The organism is Pseudoalteromonas sp. PB2-1 (assembly GCF_045040605.1).
Classification (GTDB): domain Bacteria; phylum Pseudomonadota; class Gammaproteobacteria; order Enterobacterales; family Alteromonadaceae; genus Pseudoalteromonas; species Pseudoalteromonas arabiensis.
The window spans coordinates 2,468,167-2,489,153 of the sequence record NZ_CP090667.1 but is presented as its reverse complement, the minus strand read 5'-3'; the positions used below and the strand labels follow the sequence as shown (position 1 = coordinate 2,489,153).

Annotated in this window: 18 protein-coding genes, 1 tRNA gene and 1 pseudogene; 19 read left to right on the top strand and 1 reads right to left on the bottom strand. The window is 41.7% G+C overall.

Annotation, left to right across the window (positions count from 1 at the left end):
- Nucleotides 1-98: 98 nt before the first annotated feature.
- Nucleotides 99-872 carry a DUF4124 domain-containing protein gene (locus L0Z67_RS11660; protein ID WP_062569819.1) on the top strand — a complete coding sequence of 258 codons (774 nt, stop codon included), beginning with the start codon at nt 99-101 and terminating at the stop codon, nt 870-872.
- On the opposite strand, the gene L0Z67_RS11655 is transcribed toward L0Z67_RS11660, so the two are convergent.
- On the bottom strand, nt 867-1,328 hold the full coding sequence (locus L0Z67_RS11655) for a globin (protein ID WP_062569820.1): 462 nt from the start codon (nt 1,326-1,328) through the stop codon (nt 867-869). The two genes, L0Z67_RS11660 and L0Z67_RS11655, sit on opposite strands and share 6 nt — an antisense overlap.
- Before the next feature lie 243 nt (nt 1,329-1,571).
- Between L0Z67_RS11655 and L0Z67_RS11650 the strand changes: the two genes are divergently transcribed.
- The 18 genes and pseudogenes from L0Z67_RS11650 (at nt 1,572) to accD (ending at nt 20,972) form a co-directional block, all read left to right on the top strand.
- Nucleotides 1,572-1,648 (top strand) — tRNA-Met (locus tag L0Z67_RS11650).
- A 309-nt stretch (nt 1,649-1,957) separates the two neighbouring features.
- On the top strand, nt 1,958-2,413 hold the full coding sequence (gene rimP / locus L0Z67_RS11645; RefSeq protein WP_062569821.1) for a ribosome maturation factor RimP: 456 nt from the start codon (nt 1,958-1,960) through the stop codon (nt 2,411-2,413).
- Nucleotides 2,414-2,451: 38 nt separating this feature from the next.
- A complete protein-coding gene (gene nusA / locus L0Z67_RS11640) occupies nt 2,452-3,951 on the top strand; it encodes a transcription termination factor NusA (protein ID WP_062569822.1) in 1,500 nt (499 codons plus the stop codon).
- A gap of 25 nt (nt 3,952-3,976) precedes the next feature.
- Complete coding sequence (gene infB, locus L0Z67_RS11635; RefSeq protein ID WP_062569823.1) at nt 3,977-6,631, top strand: translation initiation factor IF-2; 2,655 nt, start codon at nt 3,977-3,979, stop codon at nt 6,629-6,631.
- A 110-nt stretch (nt 6,632-6,741) separates the two neighbouring features.
- Nucleotides 6,742-7,146: a 30S ribosome-binding factor RbfA gene (rbfA, locus tag L0Z67_RS11630; protein ID WP_054553174.1), complete on the top strand. Its 405-nt coding sequence runs from the start codon at nt 6,742-6,744 to the stop codon at nt 7,144-7,146.
- Nucleotides 7,146-8,090: a tRNA pseudouridine(55) synthase TruB gene (gene truB / locus L0Z67_RS11625; RefSeq protein ID WP_405128052.1), complete on the top strand. Its 945-nt coding sequence runs from the start codon at nt 7,146-7,148 to the stop codon at nt 8,088-8,090. Before rbfA ends, truB begins: the two co-directional genes overlap by 1 nt.
- Before the next feature lie 109 nt (nt 8,091-8,199).
- Nucleotides 8,200-8,469 (top strand): 30S ribosomal protein S15, encoded by a 270-nt coding sequence (gene rpsO, locus L0Z67_RS11620; protein WP_054553172.1) that lies wholly within the window; start codon nt 8,200-8,202, stop codon nt 8,467-8,469.
- 240 nt (nt 8,470-8,709) lie between these two features.
- Nucleotides 8,710-10,842, top strand: coding sequence for a polyribonucleotide nucleotidyltransferase (gene pnp, locus L0Z67_RS11615; protein ID WP_062569825.1), 2,133 nt, complete (start codon nt 8,710-8,712; stop codon nt 10,840-10,842).
- Nucleotides 10,843-10,970: 128 nt separating this feature from the next.
- Nucleotides 10,971-11,849: a lipoprotein NlpI gene (nlpI, locus tag L0Z67_RS11610; RefSeq protein WP_062569826.1), complete on the top strand. Its 879-nt coding sequence runs from the start codon at nt 10,971-10,973 to the stop codon at nt 11,847-11,849.
- On the top strand, nt 11,833-13,035 hold the full coding sequence (locus L0Z67_RS11605; protein ID WP_157066214.1) for a hypothetical protein: 1,203 nt from the start codon (nt 11,833-11,835) through the stop codon (nt 13,033-13,035). The genes nlpI and L0Z67_RS11605 overlap by 17 nt, the downstream gene beginning before the upstream one ends.
- A 212-nt stretch (nt 13,036-13,247) precedes the next feature.
- Nucleotides 13,248-16,041: pseudogene (locus L0Z67_RS11600) on the top strand (monovalent cation/H+ antiporter subunit A).
- Entirely contained in the window at nt 16,041-16,385 is a 345-nt protein-coding gene (locus L0Z67_RS11595) for a Na+/H+ antiporter subunit C (RefSeq protein ID WP_062569829.1), read from the top strand. Before L0Z67_RS11600 ends, L0Z67_RS11595 begins: the two are co-directional and overlap by 1 nt.
- Nucleotides 16,382-17,899: a monovalent cation/H+ antiporter subunit D gene (locus L0Z67_RS11590; RefSeq protein WP_062569830.1), complete on the top strand. Its 1,518-nt coding sequence runs from the start codon at nt 16,382-16,384 to the stop codon at nt 17,897-17,899. Before L0Z67_RS11595 ends, L0Z67_RS11590 begins: the two co-directional genes overlap by 4 nt.
- Nucleotides 17,900-18,436, top strand: coding sequence for a Na+/H+ antiporter subunit E (locus L0Z67_RS11585; protein WP_237114281.1), 537 nt, complete (start codon nt 17,900-17,902; stop codon nt 18,434-18,436).
- Nucleotides 18,430-18,699, top strand: a complete 270-nt coding sequence (locus L0Z67_RS11580) for a K+/H+ antiporter subunit F (RefSeq protein WP_062569832.1) — start codon at nt 18,430-18,432, stop codon at nt 18,697-18,699. Before L0Z67_RS11585 ends, L0Z67_RS11580 begins: the two co-directional genes overlap by 7 nt.
- A gap of 8 nt (nt 18,700-18,707) precedes the next feature.
- The gene (locus L0Z67_RS11575; RefSeq protein WP_062569833.1) at nt 18,708-19,040 is read left to right on the top strand and encodes a Na+/H+ antiporter subunit G; all 333 of its coding nucleotides are present in this window, start codon (nt 18,708-18,710) and stop codon (nt 19,038-19,040) included.
- Nucleotides 19,041-19,143: 103 nt separating this feature from the next.
- Nucleotides 19,144-19,938, top strand: a complete 795-nt coding sequence (gene truA / locus L0Z67_RS11570) for a tRNA pseudouridine(38-40) synthase TruA (RefSeq protein WP_062569834.1) — start codon at nt 19,144-19,146, stop codon at nt 19,936-19,938.
- A gap of 158 nt (nt 19,939-20,096) precedes the next feature.
- Nucleotides 20,097-20,972 carry an acetyl-CoA carboxylase, carboxyltransferase subunit beta gene (accD, locus tag L0Z67_RS11565; RefSeq protein ID WP_062569835.1) on the top strand — a complete coding sequence of 292 codons (876 nt, stop codon included), beginning with the start codon at nt 20,097-20,099 and terminating at the stop codon, nt 20,970-20,972.
- Nucleotides 20,973-20,987 lie beyond the last annotated feature (15 nt).

Here is a 20,987-nt window from a genome sequence, read left to right as displayed (position 1 = left end):
TTGTGACTAAATAAATCGATACGAAGTAAATGCAGATATAGATCGTGAAATTAATTAGTGTGTTAATATAAGGAACTAAACTCTAAAAGGGTGATGGCATGCAAATTCAGTTTAAAACAGTGATATTTTTGAGTTGTGCGTATTTAATGTTTACGAATGTAGTAAACGCGGCGGTTTACCAGTGTGAAAAAAACGGCGTGGTTGAGTTTAGCCAGCAACCATGTGGAAAGGACGCTAGATTAGTAATCATTCAAGAGCAAAATCCGCATGTTTCTAATCTATTTGAATCAGCACCTGTAAAGCCTGATTCTGGTGTAGATAGCTATATCCGAGTAAAGCAAATTGATGCCGAAATTCAACAGCACCACAACAAAATAGACACTTTAACCCAACGCTTAGATAATGATATTGCCAGCTTAAGTAAACAAGCTGACACACAATTGAATAATGTAGTGGGGAATAAAAAAGTAGCTGCAATTGCAAAACAAATGACTGCTACATCTCAGCGCTACAAATTACTTATCGATAATGAACAACGAGGTATCGATAGACTAAATACTGAAAAAGCGACGCTTTTAGCGCAAAGTGATCAAACTGTAGATACAGAGGTTGATAGTTTTATTCGAACACAGCAAATAAAACGAGAAATCACTGAGCATCAAAATAAGATTGACACACTCTATGCACAGCTAAATAGTCAACTGAGTCAACTTGAACAACAAACCCGTCCCCGTGCTTTAAATTTGACAGATGTGAGTGCAGACGAAGCATTGTCTGAGAAAATGAGCGCTGTAACGAGTCAATTTGATACTCTAATTGCGGTTGAGCAACGCCAGATTGATAGGCTAAACACTGAATTAGGGCAATTATGAACTTAGCTGTGTTGCTTGCCTTTGCGCTAAAGACACAACATTACTATATGAAAAAAGATAGCTTTTAACGATATTCTTAAATATTAATATTGCTTGTAACCATGCCTGACTTAGGTGACTATTCAATTTAATTGATTGTTTTTGAAGGGTGTCCCAAAAAGCATCACAAAGTAAGTCAATGTCAGTACAATTAACGTTTAAAAAGCTGAGATTGTTTGCCATATAGTGAATAAATGGGATCACAAGGGGTAAATCATCTAAATGATTTATTACCTTATTAAGTGCACAATATAAAATGTAGCTTTGCTGATTAATGCTTTCTTGACTTGGAATTGTCATTTGCAGCGGCTTTTCACTCATTAACGAATGAAATGTCTTTGTAAATTGATGAAAATCCGGTTTTATCAGCTCAACATTTTGTTGTAAAAGCTTTTTTTGAAAAATAGATAGACTCATTAATTATCGCTTAATAGCACTCGCTATAGTTTTTCTTATTATAATACCAACTATAGACCACTTTTCTCGAAAATAGGAAATTAATGACAGGGCTGTCATAATGTTTTTATCTACAAAATAGTCTAACTAATTCACCCAATGAGGTTGCTAATTGAGCGCTACGGGCTTATAATAGCCGCCATTGATTTGAGGTGCTTGTCACTCAAACTGCGATATTTAGCAATTAGCTTTAATATCCATTGGCGCGGGATGGAGCAGCCTGGTAGCTCGTCGGGCTCATAACCCGAAGGTCGTCGGTTCAAATCCGGCTCCCGCAACCAACTCAGTGTTTACACAGTAATGTGATAAACATACACAGTAAGTTAGCTTACTGTATTGAAGTCGCGCATTCTGGGTAATGCGCGTTTTGCGTTTAGGCTATCTAGTTTAATTTAGTCAGATAAATGACTCGCAACCAAGCTTGGCCTTAGGCCACACAGTTTTATGCTTTAGGTGTGACGCCCCGCTTGGTTCGGGGCGTTGTTGTATCTGGTCTAGCATGATTTACTTAATACCCCAGTGGTATAAATCATTATTAAACTCAGTATTCAGGGCTATATGCCCTTTTTTTGTTTGTATGGAGGATTTTCGTGACAAAACTTGAGCAAGATTTAGTAACCATGCTCTCACCAGCCGTAGAAATGTTAGGTTTTGAGTTACATGGTCTTGAGTTTGTGCAAGCTGGTCGCCACTCTACATTACGTGTTTACATTGATCACGATGCAGGGATTACGGTTGATAATTGTGCCGATGTAAGTCGTCAAGTTAGCGCGATTTTAGACGTAGAAGACCCGATTACAAACGAATATGATTTGGAAGTTTCGTCTCCTGGTGTTGATCGTCCATTATTCAAACAAGATCACTACGAGAAGGCGCAAGGAGAAGAGGTACGCGTGCGTACTAAGCTTCCACAAGATGGTCGCCGTAATTTTAAAGGCGATTTAGTATCAGTTAGCAGTGATATGATCACACTTTCGGCAGATGGCACTGAGCATATGATTATGCTAAGTAACATTGAACGTGCGAACATCATCGCAAAGTTTTAATTCGAGTGCGAAGGAATAGGGCAAGCGAGGCATAACCCATGGCAAAAGAAATATTATTGGTTGCTGAAGCCGTCTCCAATGAGAAAGCGGTTCCAAAAGAAAAGATTTTTGAAGCGTTAGAGTTCGCATTAGCGACTGCGACAAAGAAAAAACACGATGGCGAAATCGATGTTCGCGTATCAATCGATCGTAAAACAGGTAATTACGACACGTTCCGTCGCTGGAAAATTGCAGAAGTTCAAGAAGACGGTTCGTTAGAACACCCTTACAGCGAAATTACGTTGGAAGCAGCGCAAGTTGAAGACCCTGAGTTACAACTAGGTGATTACGTAGAAGAGCAAATTGAGTCAATCAAGTTCGACCGCATTACAACGCAAATGGCAAAGCAAGTTATCGTGCAAAAAGTACGTGAAGCTGAACGTGCGTTAGTTGTTGAAGAATATAAAGATCAACAAGGTGAGTTGGTGACAGGTGTTGTTAAAAAAGCAACGCGTGACGCTATTGTACTTGACCTAGGTAACAATGCTGAAGCGGTTATCTACCGTGATGACATGTTACCGCGTGAAAACTTCCGTCCAGGTGACCGTATCCGTGGTTTACTTTACGAAGTTAAACCAGAAGCACGTGGCGCACAGCTATTCGTAACGCGTTCTAAGCCTGAAATGCTGATGGAACTTTTCCGCATTGAGGTGCCAGAGATTGGCGAAGAAATGATTGAATTACGTGCCGCAGCACGTGATCCAGGTTCGCGTGCAAAGATTGCAGTAAAATCTAACGACAAACGTATCGACCCTGTAGGTGCGTGTGTTGGTATGCGTGGCGCACGTGTTCAAGCTGTGTCAACTGAGCTTGGCGGTGAGCGTGTTGATATCGTTCTTTATGATGATAACCCTGCGCAATTTGTTATCAATGCAATGGCGCCAGCTGAAGTGGCATCTATCGTGATGGACGAAGATACACATTCAATGGATATCGCTGTAGAAGCCGATAACCTAGCACAAGCGATTGGTCGTAACGGTCAAAACGTGCGTCTTGCTAGTCAATTGACTGGTTGGGAATTAAACGTCATGACTGTTGATGACATGCGTGCGAAGAACGAAGCTGAATCAGACAAATTAATCAACTTATTCACTGAGTACCTAGACATCGATGATGAGTTTGCAACATTGCTTATCAACGAAGGTTTCTCAACACTTGAAGAAGTTGCTTATGTTCCTGCATCTGAATTCTTAGAAATTGACGGTTTAGATGAAGAAACAGTTGATATTTTACGTTCTCGTGCAAAAGACGCATTAACAACAAAAGCGCTTAAGACAGAAGAAAGCCTTGATGGTGCAGAGCCTGCAGAGGATTTACTAGCACTTGAAGGTCTAGAACGTCACCTTGCATTTGTTATGGCAAGTAAAGGTGTAATAACACTTGAAGACTTAGCTGAGCAAGGTATTGATGAGTTAGTGGATATCACTGACCTTTCAGAAGAAGAAGCTGGCAAGCTTATTATGGCTGCGCGTAACATTTGTTGGTTCGCAGACGAGTAATTTATTAACGGAGGTATTACACACTATGGCAGAAGTAAATGTTGAAAAACTAGCCGGAGATATTGGTACAACTGTTGATAAATTATTACAGCAGCTTGAACAAGCCGGTATCAAAAAACAAGCAGGTGATATGGTAACAGAAACTGAGAAGTCAACGTTACTTGATCACCTGAGTAAGCAGCATGGTGGCACGGGCTCGGAAGGCCCTGCTCGCATGACTTTGCAACGTAAAAGCAAGAGCACGTTAAGTGTAACTGGCTCTACAGGTAAAGCGAAGTCAGTCCAAGTAGAAGTACGTAAAACGCGTACCTACGTAAAGAAAAGCGCCGTTGAGCAACAGCAAGAAGAAGAGCGTTTAGCTGCAGAAGAAGCTGCCCGTAAGGCAGCAGAGCTTAAAGCCCAGCAAGAAGCTGAAGAGCTTAAAGCGAAACAAGAGGCAGAACGTAAAGCTAAAGAAGAAGCTGAGCGTAAAGCCAAAGAAGAGGCTAAACGCAAAGCTGAAGCTGAGCGTAAAGCGAAACAAAAGCAGATGACCCCAGAGCAAAGTGCTAAGTCTGAAAAAGATCGTGCCGAAGCTGAGCGTCTGCAAAAAGAAGCAGAAGAGGCCGCATTGAGAAAAGCTGAAGAAGAAGCGAAACGTCAAGCAGAAGAGGCAAGAAAGCTAGCTGAAGAAAATGAAGCTCGCTGGAAGAAAGAAGAAGAAGAGCGTAAGCAGCGTGAAGAAAACGCTGATCACCATCTTACGACTTCAACTTACGCGCGTGAAGCAGAAGATGAATCTGATGCACGTGAAGAGCAAAGTGCTCGTCGTAAGAAAAAGAAAAAAGGACCTCAAAAAGAGAAGGCTCCTTTACCTAAGGGTAAAAAAGGCAAATTAAAAGCACCAACTTCACTACAGCATGGTTTCCAAAAGCCAACTGCAGATGTTAAAAACGAAGTACGCATTAGTGAAACAATCACAGTTGCTGAACTTGCATCTCGTATGGCTGTTAAAGGTGCTGAAGTTGTTAAAACAATGATGAAGATGGGTGACATGGTTACCATCAACCAAGTGATTGACCAAGAAACAGCACAACTTGTTGCTGAAGAAATGGGCCACAAGGTTATTATCGTTAAAGAAAATGAATTAGAAGAGAAAGTACTCAACGACCGTAGTGAAGAAGGTACAGCTGTACCTCGTGCTCCAGTTGTAACCGTAATGGGTCACGTTGACCACGGTAAAACGTCAACACTTGACTACATTCGTTCAGCAAAAGTTGCATCTGGTGAGGCGGGCGGTATTACCCAGCATATTGGTGCATACCACGTTGAAACTAACGGTAACATGATTACCTTCTTAGATACGCCAGGTCACGCCGCGTTTACATCAATGCGTGCACGTGGTGCAAAAGCAACGGATATCGTAATCCTTGTAGTTGCTGCGGATGATGGTGTAATGCCACAAACTAAAGAAGCGGTTCAGCACGCCCGTGCTGCTGGCGTTCCTTTAATTATCGCAGTAAATAAGATGGATAAAGAAGGTATCGACCCAGATCGCGTTAAGAATGAGCTAGCTCAACTTGACGTAATCCCTGAAGAGTGGGGCGGTGATACGCAGTTTGTACATATCTCTGCAAAAACAGGTTTAGGTATTGATGACCTACTTGAAGCAGTCCTAATGCAAGCAGAGCTTCTTGAGCTTACTGCGCCTGCAGAAGGTATGGCGGCGGGCGTTGTAATCGAATCACGTCTTGATAAAGGTCGTGGTCCAGTTGCATCAGTTCTTGTACAATCAGGTACACTGAATCAAGGTGATATCGTACTGTGTGGTCTTGAATATGGCCGTGTACGTGCGATGAAAGATGAGAACGGTAAAGACATCAAGTCTGCGGGTCCATCTATCCCAGTTGAGATTTTAGGTCTCTCTGGTATCCCTGCTGCGGGTGACGAAGCAACAGTAGTTAAAGATGAGCGTAAAGCGCGTGAAGTCGCACTTTACCGTCAAGGTAAGTTCCGTGAAGTGAAGCTTGCTCGTCAACAAAAAGCGAAGCTTGAAAACATGTTTACGAACATGGCTGAAGGCGATGTATCTGAAGTTAATATCGTTCTTAAAGCTGACGTACAAGGTTCAATCGAAGCAATCGCTGATTCATTAACTAAGCTTTCTACTGATGAAGTTAAAGTGAAGATTGTTGGTTCAGGTGTAGGTGGTATCACTGAAACTGATGCAACGCTTGCAGCGGCGTCAAACGCAATCGTTGTTGGCTTTAACGTACGTGCTGATGCATCAGCTCGTAAAGTAATTGAGTCAGAAAACCTAGACTTACGTTACTACAGCGTAATCTACAGCCTGATTGAAGAAGTTAAACAAGCGATGTCAGGTATGCTTGCACCAGAATTCAAGCAAGAGATCATTGGTCTTGCTGAAGTTCGTGACGTGTTCAAGTCACCTAAGATTGGTGCAATCGCAGGTTGTATGGTTACTGAAGGTATCGTTAAGCGTAGCGCGCCTATCCGTGTACTTCGTGATAACGTGGTTATCTATGAAGGTGAACTTGAGTCACTGCGTCGCTTTAAAGACGACGTTGCTGAGGTTCGTAACGGTATGGAATGTGGTATCGGCGTTAAGAACTACAACGATGTTAAAGTTGGCGACCAAATCGAGGTATTCGAGACGGTTGAAGTACAACGTTCACTTTAATTTCGTTTAAGTTATTGCTTTAAATGGGGGCCTAGCCCCCATTTGTGTATTCGTAATTAAATTAACTTATTCTTTAACATCAATAAGTTATTATTTTAGAGTGAAATGAAATGAGAGAATTTTCTCGCACAGATCGTGTTGCTCAGCAAATTCAAAAAGAGATTGCTGTTATTCTTCAACGCGAAATCAAAGATCCTCGCCTAGGCATGGTGACAGTGTCTGCGGTTGAGGTATCTCGCGACTTATCTTACGCAAAAGTATTTATCACAGTGTTTAATACTGATGATGAAGATAAAGCCAAGCAAAGTGCTAAAATCTTAAATGAAGCAACGGGTTATATTCGTTCTTTATTAGGTAAACGCATTCGTGCGCGCATCATGCCTGAGTTACGGTTTGTAATCGATAATTCGCTTATGGAAGGTATGCGTATTTCAAACTTGGTTGATTCTGTTATTCGTGAAGACAATGCCAAGCATGTAGACGAAGATGACAGCGAAGAAGGCACTAAAGACTAATGGCTAGACGCACTAAAGGTCGTGCTATTGACGGCATTTTATTACTTAATAAGCCGCAAGGTATTTCATCAAACAAAGCGTTGCAGCAAGCAAAGGGAATTTACTTTGCTCAAAAAGCGGGCCATACCGGTGCGCTTGATCCGCTCGCGACGGGGATGCTGCCTATTTGTTTTGGTGAAGCGACTAAGTTTACCCAGTTTTTGCTAGATACCGATAAAACTTATGTCGTTCGTGCCAAGCTAGGTGAGCGAACTACAACGTCTGATTCAGATGGTGAAGTGGTTGAAACGCGTGAAGTCTCGGTAACACCTGAGCAATTAGCTGAGCAAATTGCCAATTTCTTAGGTGAGTCGGATCAATATCCTTCGATGTACTCTGCGCTTAAATACCAAGGTCAGCCTTTGTATAAATATGCCCGCGAAGGCATTGAAGTGCCGCGAAAGTGTCGAAAAATTAATGTATTTAGTTTAACGCTTGATGAGTTCGATGAAGCGAATAACGAAGTACAAATGACGGCACATGTGTCTAAAGGCACTTATATTCGTACTATTGTTGACGACTTAGGTGAAAAGCTTGGCTGTGGTGCGCATGTGATCATGTTACATCGCAGTGCAGTTGGCCATTATCCAAGTGAGAAGATGGTCACTCTTGAACAACTTGAAGAAAAGTTACAACAAGCAAAAGCAGATGATGTTGCGCCTTCAAGCTACCTCGATGAACTACTACTGCCAATGGATACTGCTTTGGTTGACCTACCTGTGATTGAAATTACACACGAGCAGGGCGTGGCATTTAGTCATGGTCAAACTGTAGTGATTGGTAAGCCTGTACCAGATGGTGCGGTAAAAGTAATGGCTGATGGGGTATTCATTGGTACCGGTGAGCGCCATAAAGATGGTCACTTAAAATCAAAGCGCGGTTTATCAAATCAACTGCCTGAGTAAAGATTACCTTGTAGTTATTAGCAAAGCTGGGTAGAATACGCCCGCTCAATCGTTTTGGCTGAATTAGTGATCGGCTAAAACACAATTTAAATTAATTTTTGGAGTTACTATGTCACTAAGCAATCAAGAAAAAGTTGAAATCATCGCTAAATTTGCGCGCGCTGAAGGCGACACTGGTTCACCTGAAGTACAAGTTGCACTTCTTACTTTCGATATCAACAAGCTTCAAGGTCACTTTGCTAGCCACAAGCACGACTTCCACTCACGTCGTGGTCTTCTTCGCAAAGTAAGCCAACGCCGTAAACTGCTTGATTACCTTAAAGGTAAAGACATTGCACGTTACACTGCGTTAATCCAAGAGCTTGGCCTACGTCGCTAAGAACTAGATTACGAGAAAAGGGGCTATTTAGCCCCTTTTTTTGTGCGCGTATGAAAGGTATACTAGCGCACACCTAGGGAGTGGATGCTTCCTAGATATCAAAAACATCATTGCCAATTGTAGTACTTAATTGATTTTGCACAAGTTCAATTAAGTACTGTAATTGGTACTTTGATGGACTATTTTTACCAATTCGGAGCGCTGCTCTGAGTTGCTTTTACATTTAAAGGATATTTTTAAGTGCAAGCAATTATTAAAGAATTTCAACTAGGTCAACATACTGTGACTCTAGAAACAGGTGCTATAGCACGTCAAGCTGACGGCGCAGTACTAGCAAGCATTGGCGATACTTCAGTATTAGTTACTGTAGTTGGTAAGCGTGATGCACAACCAGGTCAAGACTTCTTCCCACTAACAGTTAACTACCAAGAGCGTATGTACGCTGCGGGTCGTATCCCTGGTGGTTTCCTTAAGCGTGAAGGTCGTCCTAACGATGGCGAAACGCTTATTGCTCGTCTAATCGACCGTCCAATCCGTCCTCTTTTCCCTGACGGTTTTGTAAACGAAGTACAAGTAATCGCGACAGTTGTTTCTGTTAACCCAGAAATCCAACCTGATATGGTTGCTATGATTGGTACGTCAGCAGCACTTGCTATCTCTGGTATTCCATTCAATGGTCCTATCGGTGCATCACGTGTTGGTTTTATCAACGGTGAATACGTACTTAACCCAACACTTGCTGAACTTGAAGAAAGCCAATTAGACCTAGTTGTTGCTGGTACTGATAACGCAGTACTTATGGTTGAATCAGAAGCTGAAACACTATCTGAAGACGTCATGCTAGGTGCGGTTGTTTATGGTCATGAGCAATCTCAAGCTATCATCAACGCAATCAACGAATTCAAAGCAGAAGCAGGTAAACCTGCTTGGGATTGGACAGCACCAGAGAAAAACATCACACTTGCTGAGAAAATCTCTGCAATCGCTGCTGACAAAGTAGGTGAAGCATACCGCATCACTGACAAAGTAGCGCGTAAAGAAGCATTAGGTGTAGCGAAAGAAGAAGTAGTTGCTACATTAACTGCTAACCTTGCTGAAGGCGAAGAGCTAGATACGCAAGAAGTTGGCAAGCTATTCGGTTCTTTAGAGAAAGAAATCGTTCGTGGCCGTATCATCGCTGGTGAAAAACGTATCGATGGTCGTGAACCAGATATGGTTCGTGCACTAGACGTAATGACAGGTGTGTTACCGCGTACTCACGGTTCAGCAATCTTCACCCGTGGTGAGACACAAGCACTTGTGACTGCAACATTGGGTACAGAGCGTGATTCACAGTTAATCGACGATTTAACTGGTACTAACAAAAATCACTTCATGCTTCACTACAACTTTCCTCCGTTCTGCGTAGGTGAAACTGGTTTTGTAGGCTCACCTAAGCGTCGTGAAATTGGTCACGGTAACCTAGCTAAGCGTGGTATCTCAGCGGTACTACCTACGCTTACTGACTTCCCATACTCAATCCGTGTTGTTTCAGAAATCACTGAATCAAATGGTTCATCGTCTATGGCATCAGTATGTGGTACGTCATTAGCGCTTATGAATGCCGGTGTACCAATTAAAGCATCTGTTGCTGGTATTGCGATGGGTCTAGTTAAAGAAGGCGAAGATTTCGTTGTTCTTTCTGATATCTTAGGTGATGAAGATCACTTAGGTGACATGGACTTTAAAGTAGCGGGTACTTCAAACGGTATCACAGCACTACAAATGGATATCAAAATTGAAGGTATCACTAAAGAAATCATGCAAATCGCGCTTAAACAAGCGAAAGCAGCACGTCTACACATATTAGGTGTTATGGACGAAGCGATTTCAGCTCCTTCTGAAGAGTTATCTCAGTTCGCACCACGCATCTACACAATGCAAATTCCTGCGAAGAAAATTGCTGAAGTTATCGGTAAGGGGGGCGCAACTATTCGTCAACTTACTGAAGAAACTGGCACGACGATTGAAATCGAAGATGACGGTACAATCAAAATCGCTGCAACTGACGGTATAAGCGCAAACGATGCTATCAAGCGTATCGAGCAATTAACTGCAGAGCTAGAAGTAGGGACCATCTACACAGGTAAAGTGGTACGTATTGTTGATTTTGGTGCGTTCGTTAATATCCTTCCGGGTAAAGACGGTCTAGTGCACATTTCACAAATCAGCACAGAGCGTGTTAACAACGTAACTGATCACCTAAGCGAAGGCCAAGAAGTACAAGTAAAAGTTCTTGAAGTTGATCGCCAAGGTCGTGTACGTTTAAGCATTAAAGAAGCGATGGAACCAGCTGCTGAAGAAAAAGCAGAAGAGCCAAAAGACGCTGAATAATGATTGATTGACCAGTAATTTACTGGATATCAGAAAAAGGGGCTGTTTAGCCCCTTTTTTTATGCTTTAATGAAACCTATTAGCTTCGACTTTGTCTACAGAGCATTCTTCAGGTATTAAGGATTTTAATGAATTTTAAACACTTAGCATTGACCGCCGTGGCTCTTTTTTCTTTAAGTGCATGTCAAACAACGTCACAACCTGAGTCTTTGCCTATTGTTAATGTGCCATTCACAGCGCCGTTGGCTTCTGATTTTCGCAATGAAATTACGATTGCACGCTATTCAGAGTTATTAAATAGAACGGATCTAAGCCCAGAGCAGCAAGCAAAACTATATTACGATCGCGGTGTGCTATTTGATAGCTTAGGGATGTCAACATTGGCACGAATAGACTTTAATCGTGCTATAAAGCTTAAACCAGATCTTGCTGAAGTCTATAATTTTTTAGGTATTCATCACACACTTATGCAGCAATACGAACAAGCGTATGAGTTTTTCGATTCAGCCTTAGAGTTAGATGAGCAGCATGAATATGCCTATTTAAACCGCGGTATTGCGCTTTATTATGGCGAACGTCCATTACTGGCTGCGGATGATTTACAACAGTTTCTAAATCGAGCGCCGAGTGATCCTTATCGTGTGCTTTGGTTGTATCTCGCTCAAGCAGAAGCAAATAAAGAGCAAGCGTTGCTTGATCTTAAAGCGAATGCACAAGGGGTTGATGAATCACAATGGGGTTATCAACTTCTAGCACTTTATTTGGGCGATATTAGCGAATTTGAGTTTTTATCTGGCATTATCGAAGGCGTAACGTCAGAACAAGAGTATGCTCATCGTTTATGTGAAGCCTACTTTTATTTAGCTAAATTACATCAAGCTGCTGGTGATAGCTACCTCGCTGCTGATTACTTTAGATTAGCCCTTTCTACAAATGTGCATGAGTTTGTTGAATATAAATACGCACGTTTAGAGCTTGAGTTAATGGCTGGTGAAGACGCGAGCTAATCAGTACCTGTTAGTAGGGTTATTACTGAGTTTGTCTGGACTCTCAAGCTCAGTATCCTACTTTTCACCGTCTTATCTTTATTATATTGGCAAAACACCTTCCCAAACTGCTGCTATTTACTATTTAGCACCTCATGTTGTTAATACGCAATTAGCTAGACTCAGTACTTCACAACTTCGTCATTTGGCTGAGCTTGATAATACCGATGCCAAATATCAGCTAGCTTTGCGTTTTTTACAGCAAGGTAATGTTTCTGCGGCGCAATTGTGGTGGCAAACCCAGTTTGACTTCTTTGACTTGCAACAGCAGCAAAACCTCGCTAAGCAATTAGTAATAAACGAGCAGTGGAATGCTCTGGAGTCATTATGGAAGACAAATCGATTACCCGATGGTGACGCTAAGCAAACATGGCTTTTACAACAAAGCATGCCTACTATTAAAATAACAAGCGAGTATGCCAATTTACATAATTTTGCCTTGTCGTTAGACGCTGTTACAACAAATCCAACATGCCATTTTAATGTGTTAATGATGGCGGATCATAAAAGTGGTATTGCTGCTTTACAATCTTTTAAAGGCCAATATCAGTCTAATCCAGAGCCTGCCATGAATAGCTTTTGTTTTAGCGATGTTGTTTATGTAGGCAACCAATATCGCTGCGAGGAAAATAATAACGCATTGCAATGTGACTGGAGAGAAGCAAAGAACCACACATGGCCAGCTGGTTTTGACTTTATTGTCATGATGTCGAAAGAGGGGAGTGCAAACGTACAAGGTGGTATTATGCATATTAATTCATCCCAATCATATGCAGTATTTCTACATGAGCTAATGCACTTTAATGGTTTTGAGGATGAATACCCATTGCCAGAACAAAAACAGCAATGGTTGTGCCAGCAAGAAGGGCTAGTGGCGCCTAATTTATTTATTGCAAGTAACAGTTTGCCGCCAAAAGGATGGCAGAAAAGTGTGGCTTGCAAAAACCAAATGGCTTATAAACCCAGTCTTCATTGGTCAATAATGCAATACCAAAAGGTGGGATTATCTGAACAATATCGCCAACTTTGGTTAAAACAAATTAACTCCCCCTTAACAAAGCCAGTAAGGTACACTGATTATTTTGCCTTTATTGGTGTAAAGCCTGTAATAACAACAGCTTTAAGCTCTAAAGAATTTTCTGACTAATCGCTTATTTATTGCTATTTTAATACGTAAAGTGGTTAAAAGTTGGCCGAATAGGTGTGTCTCCTATAGACAAAATAGCACCCAATCAGTATAACTATACGCATTGTAAGCTTTTTTTGAAGCCAACTTTTAACCATCCAAATGAACAGTACGCAACTAATTATAACTAGCAGCGGTATTGATATTCTTATGACACTAAAAGGCTCCTTATTATGACTTTGCTCTGGATACCCCTGTTATCCTTGATTGGCAGTGTTATTTCATCCTGCACTTCAAAACTAACACGTAATCAAAGCACTGCTTTGACCATGTTAGCGCCTTTGATTGCTCTTGGAATCGTATTTTCCTATACACCAGCCGTTTTTTCTGGTGAAACTATCCGCTATACAGCAGATTGGATCCCACTGTTGAATATGCAAGTCTCATTTCGACTTGACGGGTTAAGTTTATTATTCCTTTATATGATTTTGGGTATTGGTACTCTAGTCATTTTCTATGCACGCTATTACTTAAGTAATAACGACTCACTGCCCAAGTTATATTGTTACCTTATGCTATTTATGACGGCCATGGTTGGCATTGTGATGTCTAACAATGTCATTCAACTATGGCTATTTTGGGAATTAACAAGTATTAGCTCGTTTTTATTAATTAGTTATTGGTGGCATAAGTCAGAAGCACGAAAAGGTGCAAGAATGGCGCTAGCAATTACGGGGGCGGGCGGTCTTGCGTTATTAGCGGGTTTACTTTTAATTGGTGATATTGTTGGTAGCTATAACCTTGATGTCATTCTTGCTAGTAAAGCATTAATTCAATCACACGACTTATATGAAGTGGGTCTGGTACTTATATTATTAGGTGCATTTACTAAGTCTGCGCAGTTTCCTTTTCATTTCTGGCTACCTCATGCTATGGCTGCACCGACACCCGTTAGTGCATACTTACACTCAGCAACCATGGTTAAAGCCGGTATATTTTTACTTGCGCGATTCTATCCTGCACTATCAGGTACTGATACGTGGTTTATTTTAGTCGCGATGACAGGTTTATCGACTTTACTTGTTGGTGCTTACATTGCGTTATTTAAACATGACTTAAAGGGACTGCTTGCTTACTCTACTATCAGTCACTTAGGTCTAATCACATTGCTGTTAGGTTTAGATACCGAACTTGCAACTGTGGCAGCTATTTTCCACATTATTAATCACGCGATATTTAAAGCGTCATTGTTTATGGCGACGGGTATTATTGACCATGAAACTGGCACCCGTGATATGCGTAAGTTAAATGGTATGTGGCGTTTTATGCCATATACAGCAACACTTGCTATGGTGGCCGCCGCTTCTATGGCAGGGGTGCCTCTGTTAAATGGTTTCTTATCAAAAGAAATGTTTTTTGCTGAAACCTTGCACCAGCAGGTATTGGGTTCTATGTCTTGGCTTATTCCTGTATTAGCGACTTTAGCGGGTGCCTTGTCTGTAGCGTACTCAGCACGCTTTATACATGATGTTTTCTTCAATGGTGACCCGATTGATTTACCAAAAGAGCCCCATGAACCGCCGCGCTACATGCGCGTACCTATCGAAATTTTAGTGGTATTGTGTTTATTGGTCGGTATGTTCCCTCACTTTGCCGTCAGTGATATTTTGGCCTCAGCATCCTACGCTGTGCTGGGGGATGCTGCACCCGATTATAAATTATCTGTTTGGCATGGATTTAACTTACCTCTGTTAATGAGCTTTATTGCAACCTGCTGCGGAATACTGATTTATGTACAGCGTAAGTATTTGTTCCAGTTCCAAGCATCATTGCCAACAATCAGTGCGAAAAAAGGTTTTGAGGGGGGGGTTATACCGTGTGATCAAGTGGTCACAAGAGAAGATAAATCATATCGAAAATGGCTCGTTGCAACGCTACGCTTTTGTCATGATTACGGTTGTTTTACTGTGCGCTGGATGGCCTTTGTTTGAAATGCGTCAACTTGCTGGTGCCAGTGAGCTAACGCCTATTGATTTTCATAATGCCATTGGTGCTGGTTTGTTGATTATTGGTGCATTAGCAACCGTATTTTGGCATCGTTCACGGATGATATCTTTAATCATGATTTCAATCGTAGGCCTGATGGTGTCCGTTGCCTTTACTCGCTTTTCTGCGCCAGATTTAGCACTGACACAGCTTACGGTTGAAGTAGTCACTGTGATGCTACTGATGCTAGCACTATTCTTCTTACCACAGCGTACTCCAAAAGAGTCAAGCTCATTACGTATTTTACGTGATCTGGGGATTTCGTCGGCTATAGGTGTGGTTGTGGCGAGTATTTGTTATGCGCTATTAACAAGACCACTTGAGTCAATTTCTGACTTCTTTGTTGCCAATGCTAAAACTGGCGGTGGTGGTACAAACGTGGTGAACGTTATTCTAGTCGACTTTAGGGGCTTTGACACCTTAGGTGAAATCACCGTTTTAGGTATAGCCGCGTTAGGTATTTATAAATTGCTTATCAATTTACCTTTATTTATGCCTGCAAGTGATAGTGAAGGGCGTCCGTGGGCGCGAGAGCGTTATCCAATTCTTCTTGCAAGTATTTCACAAAGCTTATTACCTTTGGCATTGTTAGTTTCTGCATATATCTTTTTACGAGGCCACAATTTACCAGGCGGTGGATTTATCGCAGGCTTAGTCACAGCCATTGCATTTATACTACAGTACATGGCGAATGGCTCTAATTGGATAGCAGAGCGGTTTGATGTGAATTACCGTAAGATTATCGCATCGGGCATTGCTATCGCTTTATTCACAGGTGTTGGAAGCTGGGCATTTGGTCGTCCATTCTTAACAACGTGGTTTGATTATTTTGATATACCGTTAGTTGGCAAAACAGAACTTGCCAGTGCTATCGTATTTGATTTAGGTGTGTATTTAACTGTTGTAGGTGCAACGCTGATGATTTTAGCTAGTTTAGGAAAACTAACGGCTAATACACCCAAGCAAGAGGTAAATATTTAATGGAAGTATTGTACGCATCATGCGTGGGCGTGCTGGTTGCATGCGGCATTTATTTAATTTTAAGAGCGCGAACCTTTCCGGTCGTGTTAGGTTTAACCATGCTGTCTTATGCGGTAAACCTATTCTTGTTTTCATCAGGGCGATTAACAATTAATAAAGCAGCGGTTTTGGGCAGTGCCAGTGAGTATGCAGATCCACTCCCTCAAGCTTTAGTGTTAACGGCTATTGTAATCGGTTTTGCAATGACCGCTTTTGTCGTTATTTTGTCAATTCGTGGTCGTGCCGATTTGGGTAATGATCATGTTGATGGACATTTAGTTAAGTCTTCAAAGGAGCGAAAATGATTCAGCATTTGGCTTCTTTACCTATCTTAATTCCCATGCTGACAGGCATTATTTTACTCATGCCTCCATGCGGTAAGAATCTTCATATTCGCCGTGTGATGTCGGTGTTAATGTCGATTATAACCCTTGCTGTTAGTGCATTTTTACTACTTCATGTAAATAGTACGGCACCCATGGTATACGCCATCGGTGACTGGTCGGCTCCTTTTGGTATTGTATTGGTTGCAGATAGACTAGCGACTTTGCTGGTAGTGCTGACCAGCTTACTTGGTGCGGTTGTTGTGCTATATAGCTGCGCAGGTGATGATAAAAAAGGAAGCTTCTTTCATCCTCTTGTTCATTTCTTAATTTTAGGTGTGAACGGTGCATTTTTAACTGGGGATGTATTTAACCTATTCGTATTTTTTGAAGTGCTGCTAATCGCATCTTATTCATTATTGATGCATGGCGGGGACAAGCACAGCACCCGTGCAGCTCTACAGTATGTGATTCTTAACCTGATTGGCTCGAGTGTATTTCTTATTGCGCTTGGTGTTTTATATGGCGTAGTGGGTACCTTAAATATTGCTGATTTAGCCCAGAAAGTACCTCAGTTAACAGGTGATGATGTTTATTTAGCTAAAATAGGGGGGTTACTACTCATTGTAGTTTTCGCCCTTAAAGGAGCGTTGTTACCGCTACATTTGTGGTTGCCTAATACCTACGCAAGTGCCACCCCAGTTGTAGCCGCTTTATTTGCGATCATGACTAAGGTGGGTGTGTATGCCATGCTTCGTGTGTACACCGTCATCTTTGGTGATAACGCGGGTGAGCTTGCACACATGGCACAACCTTGGTTATGGGGGCTTGCATTAGCGACCATCATTCTGGGGTCGATAGGCGTTCTTGCAAGCCAAGATTTTAGAAAGCTCATTGCAAACTTAGTGATCGTATCAGTGGGTACATTGGTTGCGTTAGTCGCTATTCAGAATGTAGCGGCGACTGCGGCGTTACTTTACTACTTAGTTCATTCAACGATTGTTTGTGCTGTGCTCTTTTTACTGGCTGATTTGATTGCGCATCAGCGTGGAAAAGTGGCCGATCGCCTTGTTGCAGGGCGTGCTGTGGCACAACCTTTTTTATTAGGAATTAGCTTTGTAATTGCTGCCTTAACAGTAGTAGGCATGCCTCCACTGTCTGGTTTTGTAGGTAAAATTTGGATTCTAAAAAGTACCTTAGATAGTGAGAAGGGCATGGTGTTTTGGCCAATTTACTTACTTTCAAGTTTAGCCTTATTGGTTGCTATTTCTCGTGCTGGCACAAGCCTTTTTTGGGACCGAAAATTCAAAGAAAGTGAAGCTGTTGAAGGTATAAAGGCACACCCATTAAAAGTCACGGCGATGTTACTATTGTTAGTTTGCTCTCCTTTGATGGTTATTTTTGCCGGTCCAATTTCAGATTTTATGCTTGCGACATCTGAGCAATTGTTCGATATCAACACCAGTATTAATAATGTACTACAGGGAGGCCGCTAAATGCGTTTAGAAGCCCGTTTTCGTTGGCTACCCACTCCGTTTCGCAGTGTTTTACTCTTCGTCGTGTGGTTGTTGCTCAACAATAGTGTGTCGCCTGGGCATCTACTGCTTGCAGCCCTTTTTGCGATCACAATTCCATGGATCACCTTTCCATTTCGGGATCCACAGCCGTTAATTGTTCGACCTGGCCTTGCAATTAGGCATTTACTGTTAGTCTTGTACGATATTGTAACGGCTAACTTGCAGGTTGCCTTACTGATCCTTGGGCCAACTAAAAGGCTACGCCCTGGCTTTGTTAAGGTGCCACTTGATTTAAGTCATGATATGCCCATTACGATATTAGCAAGTACAGTATCTTTAACGCCGGGTACGGTCAGTGCTGAGGTGTATCCCATTCCAGAGTCGCTTGCAGAAGGTGAAGAAATTGAGCAACGTTATTTGCTAATTCATGTGCTGGATTTAGCAGATGAAGCTGAACTTATTAATAAGATTAAACAGCGTTACGAAGCCCCGCTTAAGGAGATTTTCCGATGTTAGATACGGTATTCCTCATTGTGTATGGGATGATTGCCATTTCACTTTTATTGAATTTATGGCGTCTTATTATTGGGCCTTCAGTGCCAGATCGCATTTTAGCGCTTGATACCATGTTTATAAATACCATTGCATTAATCATTCTTTACGGTATGAGCATGGATACAGATTTATATTTTGAAGCGGCTTTATTAATTGCGATGCTTGGCTTTGTGAGTACGGTAGCAGTATGTAAATACTTGCTACGCGGCGATATTATTGAATAAGGTAACAAATGATGAGTGAATGGGTTGTTTCAATCTTATTGTTAATTGGTGGTTGCTTTATTCTGATAGGCTCAATCGGTTTGGTTAAAATGCCTGATTTTTTTATGCGCCTGCATGGGCCCACCAAAGCGACGACACTGGGTATGGCTTCACTGTTAATAGCGGCGATGGTTTATTTTACTTTCACACACGATGGTGTAAGTGTAAAAGAAATTCTTATTTCTATCTTTTTGCTCATTACAGCACCTATCAGTGGTTACATGCTGATTAAATCGGCTATTCACCATAAATTACGCGCAAAAGAGGGCACCAAAGGCCAAGACAACATCGAAGAAGATTAGTCTGTAGTATTTATCAATATGTGATCTGCGCTCTTGGCTTTTATTGCACGGGCAGATCGCATAGAATGCCCCGTCATTTAGCACACTAGGTAAATAGATCATTATGCGAGTAGCACTTGGAGTAGAATACAACGGCGCCCGTTACAGTGGTTGGCAACGTCAATCACACGTCAACAGCGTACAGCAAGAAGTAGAAACAGCGTTGTCGCGTATTTGTAATCATCCTGTTGAGATTGTTTGTGCGGGTCGCACGGACGCAGGCGTTCATGGTACAGGCCAAGTTGTGCACTTTGATACTCATGCTGAACGCGAAATGGTGGCGTTTACGATGGGAATGAATACCCTATTACCAAAAGATATTTCTATTCGTTTTGCTAAGCCTGTTTCTGAAGATTTTCACGCACGTTTTAGTGCGACAGCACGCCGTTATCGTTATGTAATCTATAATTATACCTATCGCGGTGCCATTATGAGTGAAGGCGTTACTCATTTTCATCACCCATTAGACGAAACTAAAATGCAACAAGCCTGTCAGTATTTAATAGGTGAACACGACTTTACATCGTTCAGAGCACTGCATTGCCAAGCAAATACAGCAAATCGTACTATTCACCATTTGTCGGTAAAACGCCAAGGTGATTATGTGATCATTGATATTAAAGCCAATGCGTTTTTACATCACATGGTACGTAATATTACTGGTTGCTTGATGGACATTGGTTTACATAAGCATGAACCTGTTTGGTTAAAAGAGTTACTTGATTTAAAAGAGAGAGCCAAAGCCAGTGCGACAGCTAAAGCTGCGGGTCTTTATCTAGTGGATGTGGATTACCCTGAGCAGTTTGAGATCCCTAAAACACCATTAGGGCCTTTGTTTTTACCTGATTCAGACAGTTAACACTTGGTAGTACACTACTAAGACCAGTTTTTTATATCGTCTGCGGGTAATTCATGTTTTAATTGAAAAAATCTGTCTGTTTATTGGTTGTCAGAAATACCAATCAGTATTTCCAATTAAGCAGACTGCGACACAGAACAGTATTAAGAGAGTTGCAAATGAGTTGGTTAGAAAAAATCTTACCTAAAACGACTAAATCGTCAGGCCGAAAAGAAATCCCAGAAGGGGTTTGGGCAAAGTGTACAGACTGTGATTCAATTTTATATAAAGCAGAATTAGAAAAGTCACTTAACGTATGTCCAAAATGTGATCACCATATGCGTTTAAGTGGCCGTAAACGTCTTGAAAACTTTTTAGATGACGCTGATCGTCAAGAAATTGGTGCAGAGCACGAACCAAAAGACGTATTAAAGTTTAAAGATTCTAAAAAATACTCTGACCGTATTACCCAAGCACAAAAAGCAAGCGGCGAAAAAGACGCACTTGTGGCAATGAAAGGTCGCCTAAAAGGTATTCCTGTTGCTGCTGTTGCTTTTGAGTTCTCGTTCATGGGTGGCTCTATGGCGTCAGTAGTCGGAGCTCGTTTTGTTGAAGCTGTAGATCAATGTTTAGAGCATAATATGCCACTTATTTGTTTTTCAGCATCAGGCGGTGCCCGTATGCAAGAAGCACTTATGTCATTGATGCAAATGGCAAAAACAAGTGCTGCACTGGCGAAAATGAGCGAAAAAGGCTTACCGTTTATCTCAGTATTAACCGACCCAACAATGGGTGGTGTATCTGCGTCACTGGCAATGCTTGGTGATGTAAACGTTGCTGAACCAAAAGCACTTATTGGCTTTGCCGGCCCTCGTGTAATCGAGCAAACAGTCCGTGAAACTCTGCCTGAAGGTTTCCAACGCAGTGAGTTTTTGCTAGAGCACGGTGCAATCGACATGATTGTTGACCGTCGTGAAATGCGTGACACCCTTGCGCGTATCTTAGCGAAATTTATGAACTTGCCTTCTACTGAACAAGAGCATAGAGTAGCGTAAATTTCAGCTTAACTG

Coding starts and splice junctions, on each gene's coding strand:
- L0Z67_RS11660 (WP_062569819.1), top strand. CDS start 99: ATGCAAATTCAGTTTAAAACAGTGATATTTTTGAGTTGTGCGTATTTA.
- L0Z67_RS11655 (WP_062569820.1), bottom strand. CDS start 1,328: ATGAGTCTATCTATTTTTCAAAAAAAGCTTTTACAACAAAATGTTGAG.
- nusA (WP_062569822.1), top strand. CDS start 2,452: ATGGCAAAAGAAATATTATTGGTTGCTGAAGCCGTCTCCAATGAGAAA.
- infB (WP_062569823.1), top strand. CDS start 3,977: ATGGCAGAAGTAAATGTTGAAAAACTAGCCGGAGATATTGGTACAACT.
- rbfA (WP_054553174.1), top strand. CDS start 6,742: ATGAGAGAATTTTCTCGCACAGATCGTGTTGCTCAGCAAATTCAAAAA.
- truB (WP_405128052.1), top strand. CDS start 7,146: ATGGCTAGACGCACTAAAGGTCGTGCTATTGACGGCATTTTATTACTT.
- rpsO (WP_054553172.1), top strand. CDS start 8,200: ATGTCACTAAGCAATCAAGAAAAAGTTGAAATCATCGCTAAATTTGCG.
- nlpI (WP_062569826.1), top strand. CDS start 10,971: ATGAATTTTAAACACTTAGCATTGACCGCCGTGGCTCTTTTTTCTTTA.
- L0Z67_RS11595 (WP_062569829.1), top strand. CDS start 16,041: ATGGAAGTATTGTACGCATCATGCGTGGGCGTGCTGGTTGCATGCGGC.
- L0Z67_RS11590 (WP_062569830.1), top strand. CDS start 16,382: ATGATTCAGCATTTGGCTTCTTTACCTATCTTAATTCCCATGCTGACA.
- L0Z67_RS11585 (WP_237114281.1), top strand. CDS start 17,900: ATGCGTTTAGAAGCCCGTTTTCGTTGGCTACCCACTCCGTTTCGCAGT.
- L0Z67_RS11580 (WP_062569832.1), top strand. CDS start 18,430: ATGTTAGATACGGTATTCCTCATTGTGTATGGGATGATTGCCATTTCA.
- L0Z67_RS11575 (WP_062569833.1), top strand. CDS start 18,708: ATGATGAGTGAATGGGTTGTTTCAATCTTATTGTTAATTGGTGGTTGC.
- truA (WP_062569834.1), top strand. CDS start 19,144: ATGCGAGTAGCACTTGGAGTAGAATACAACGGCGCCCGTTACAGTGGT.
- accD (WP_062569835.1), top strand. CDS start 20,097: ATGAGTTGGTTAGAAAAAATCTTACCTAAAACGACTAAATCGTCAGGC.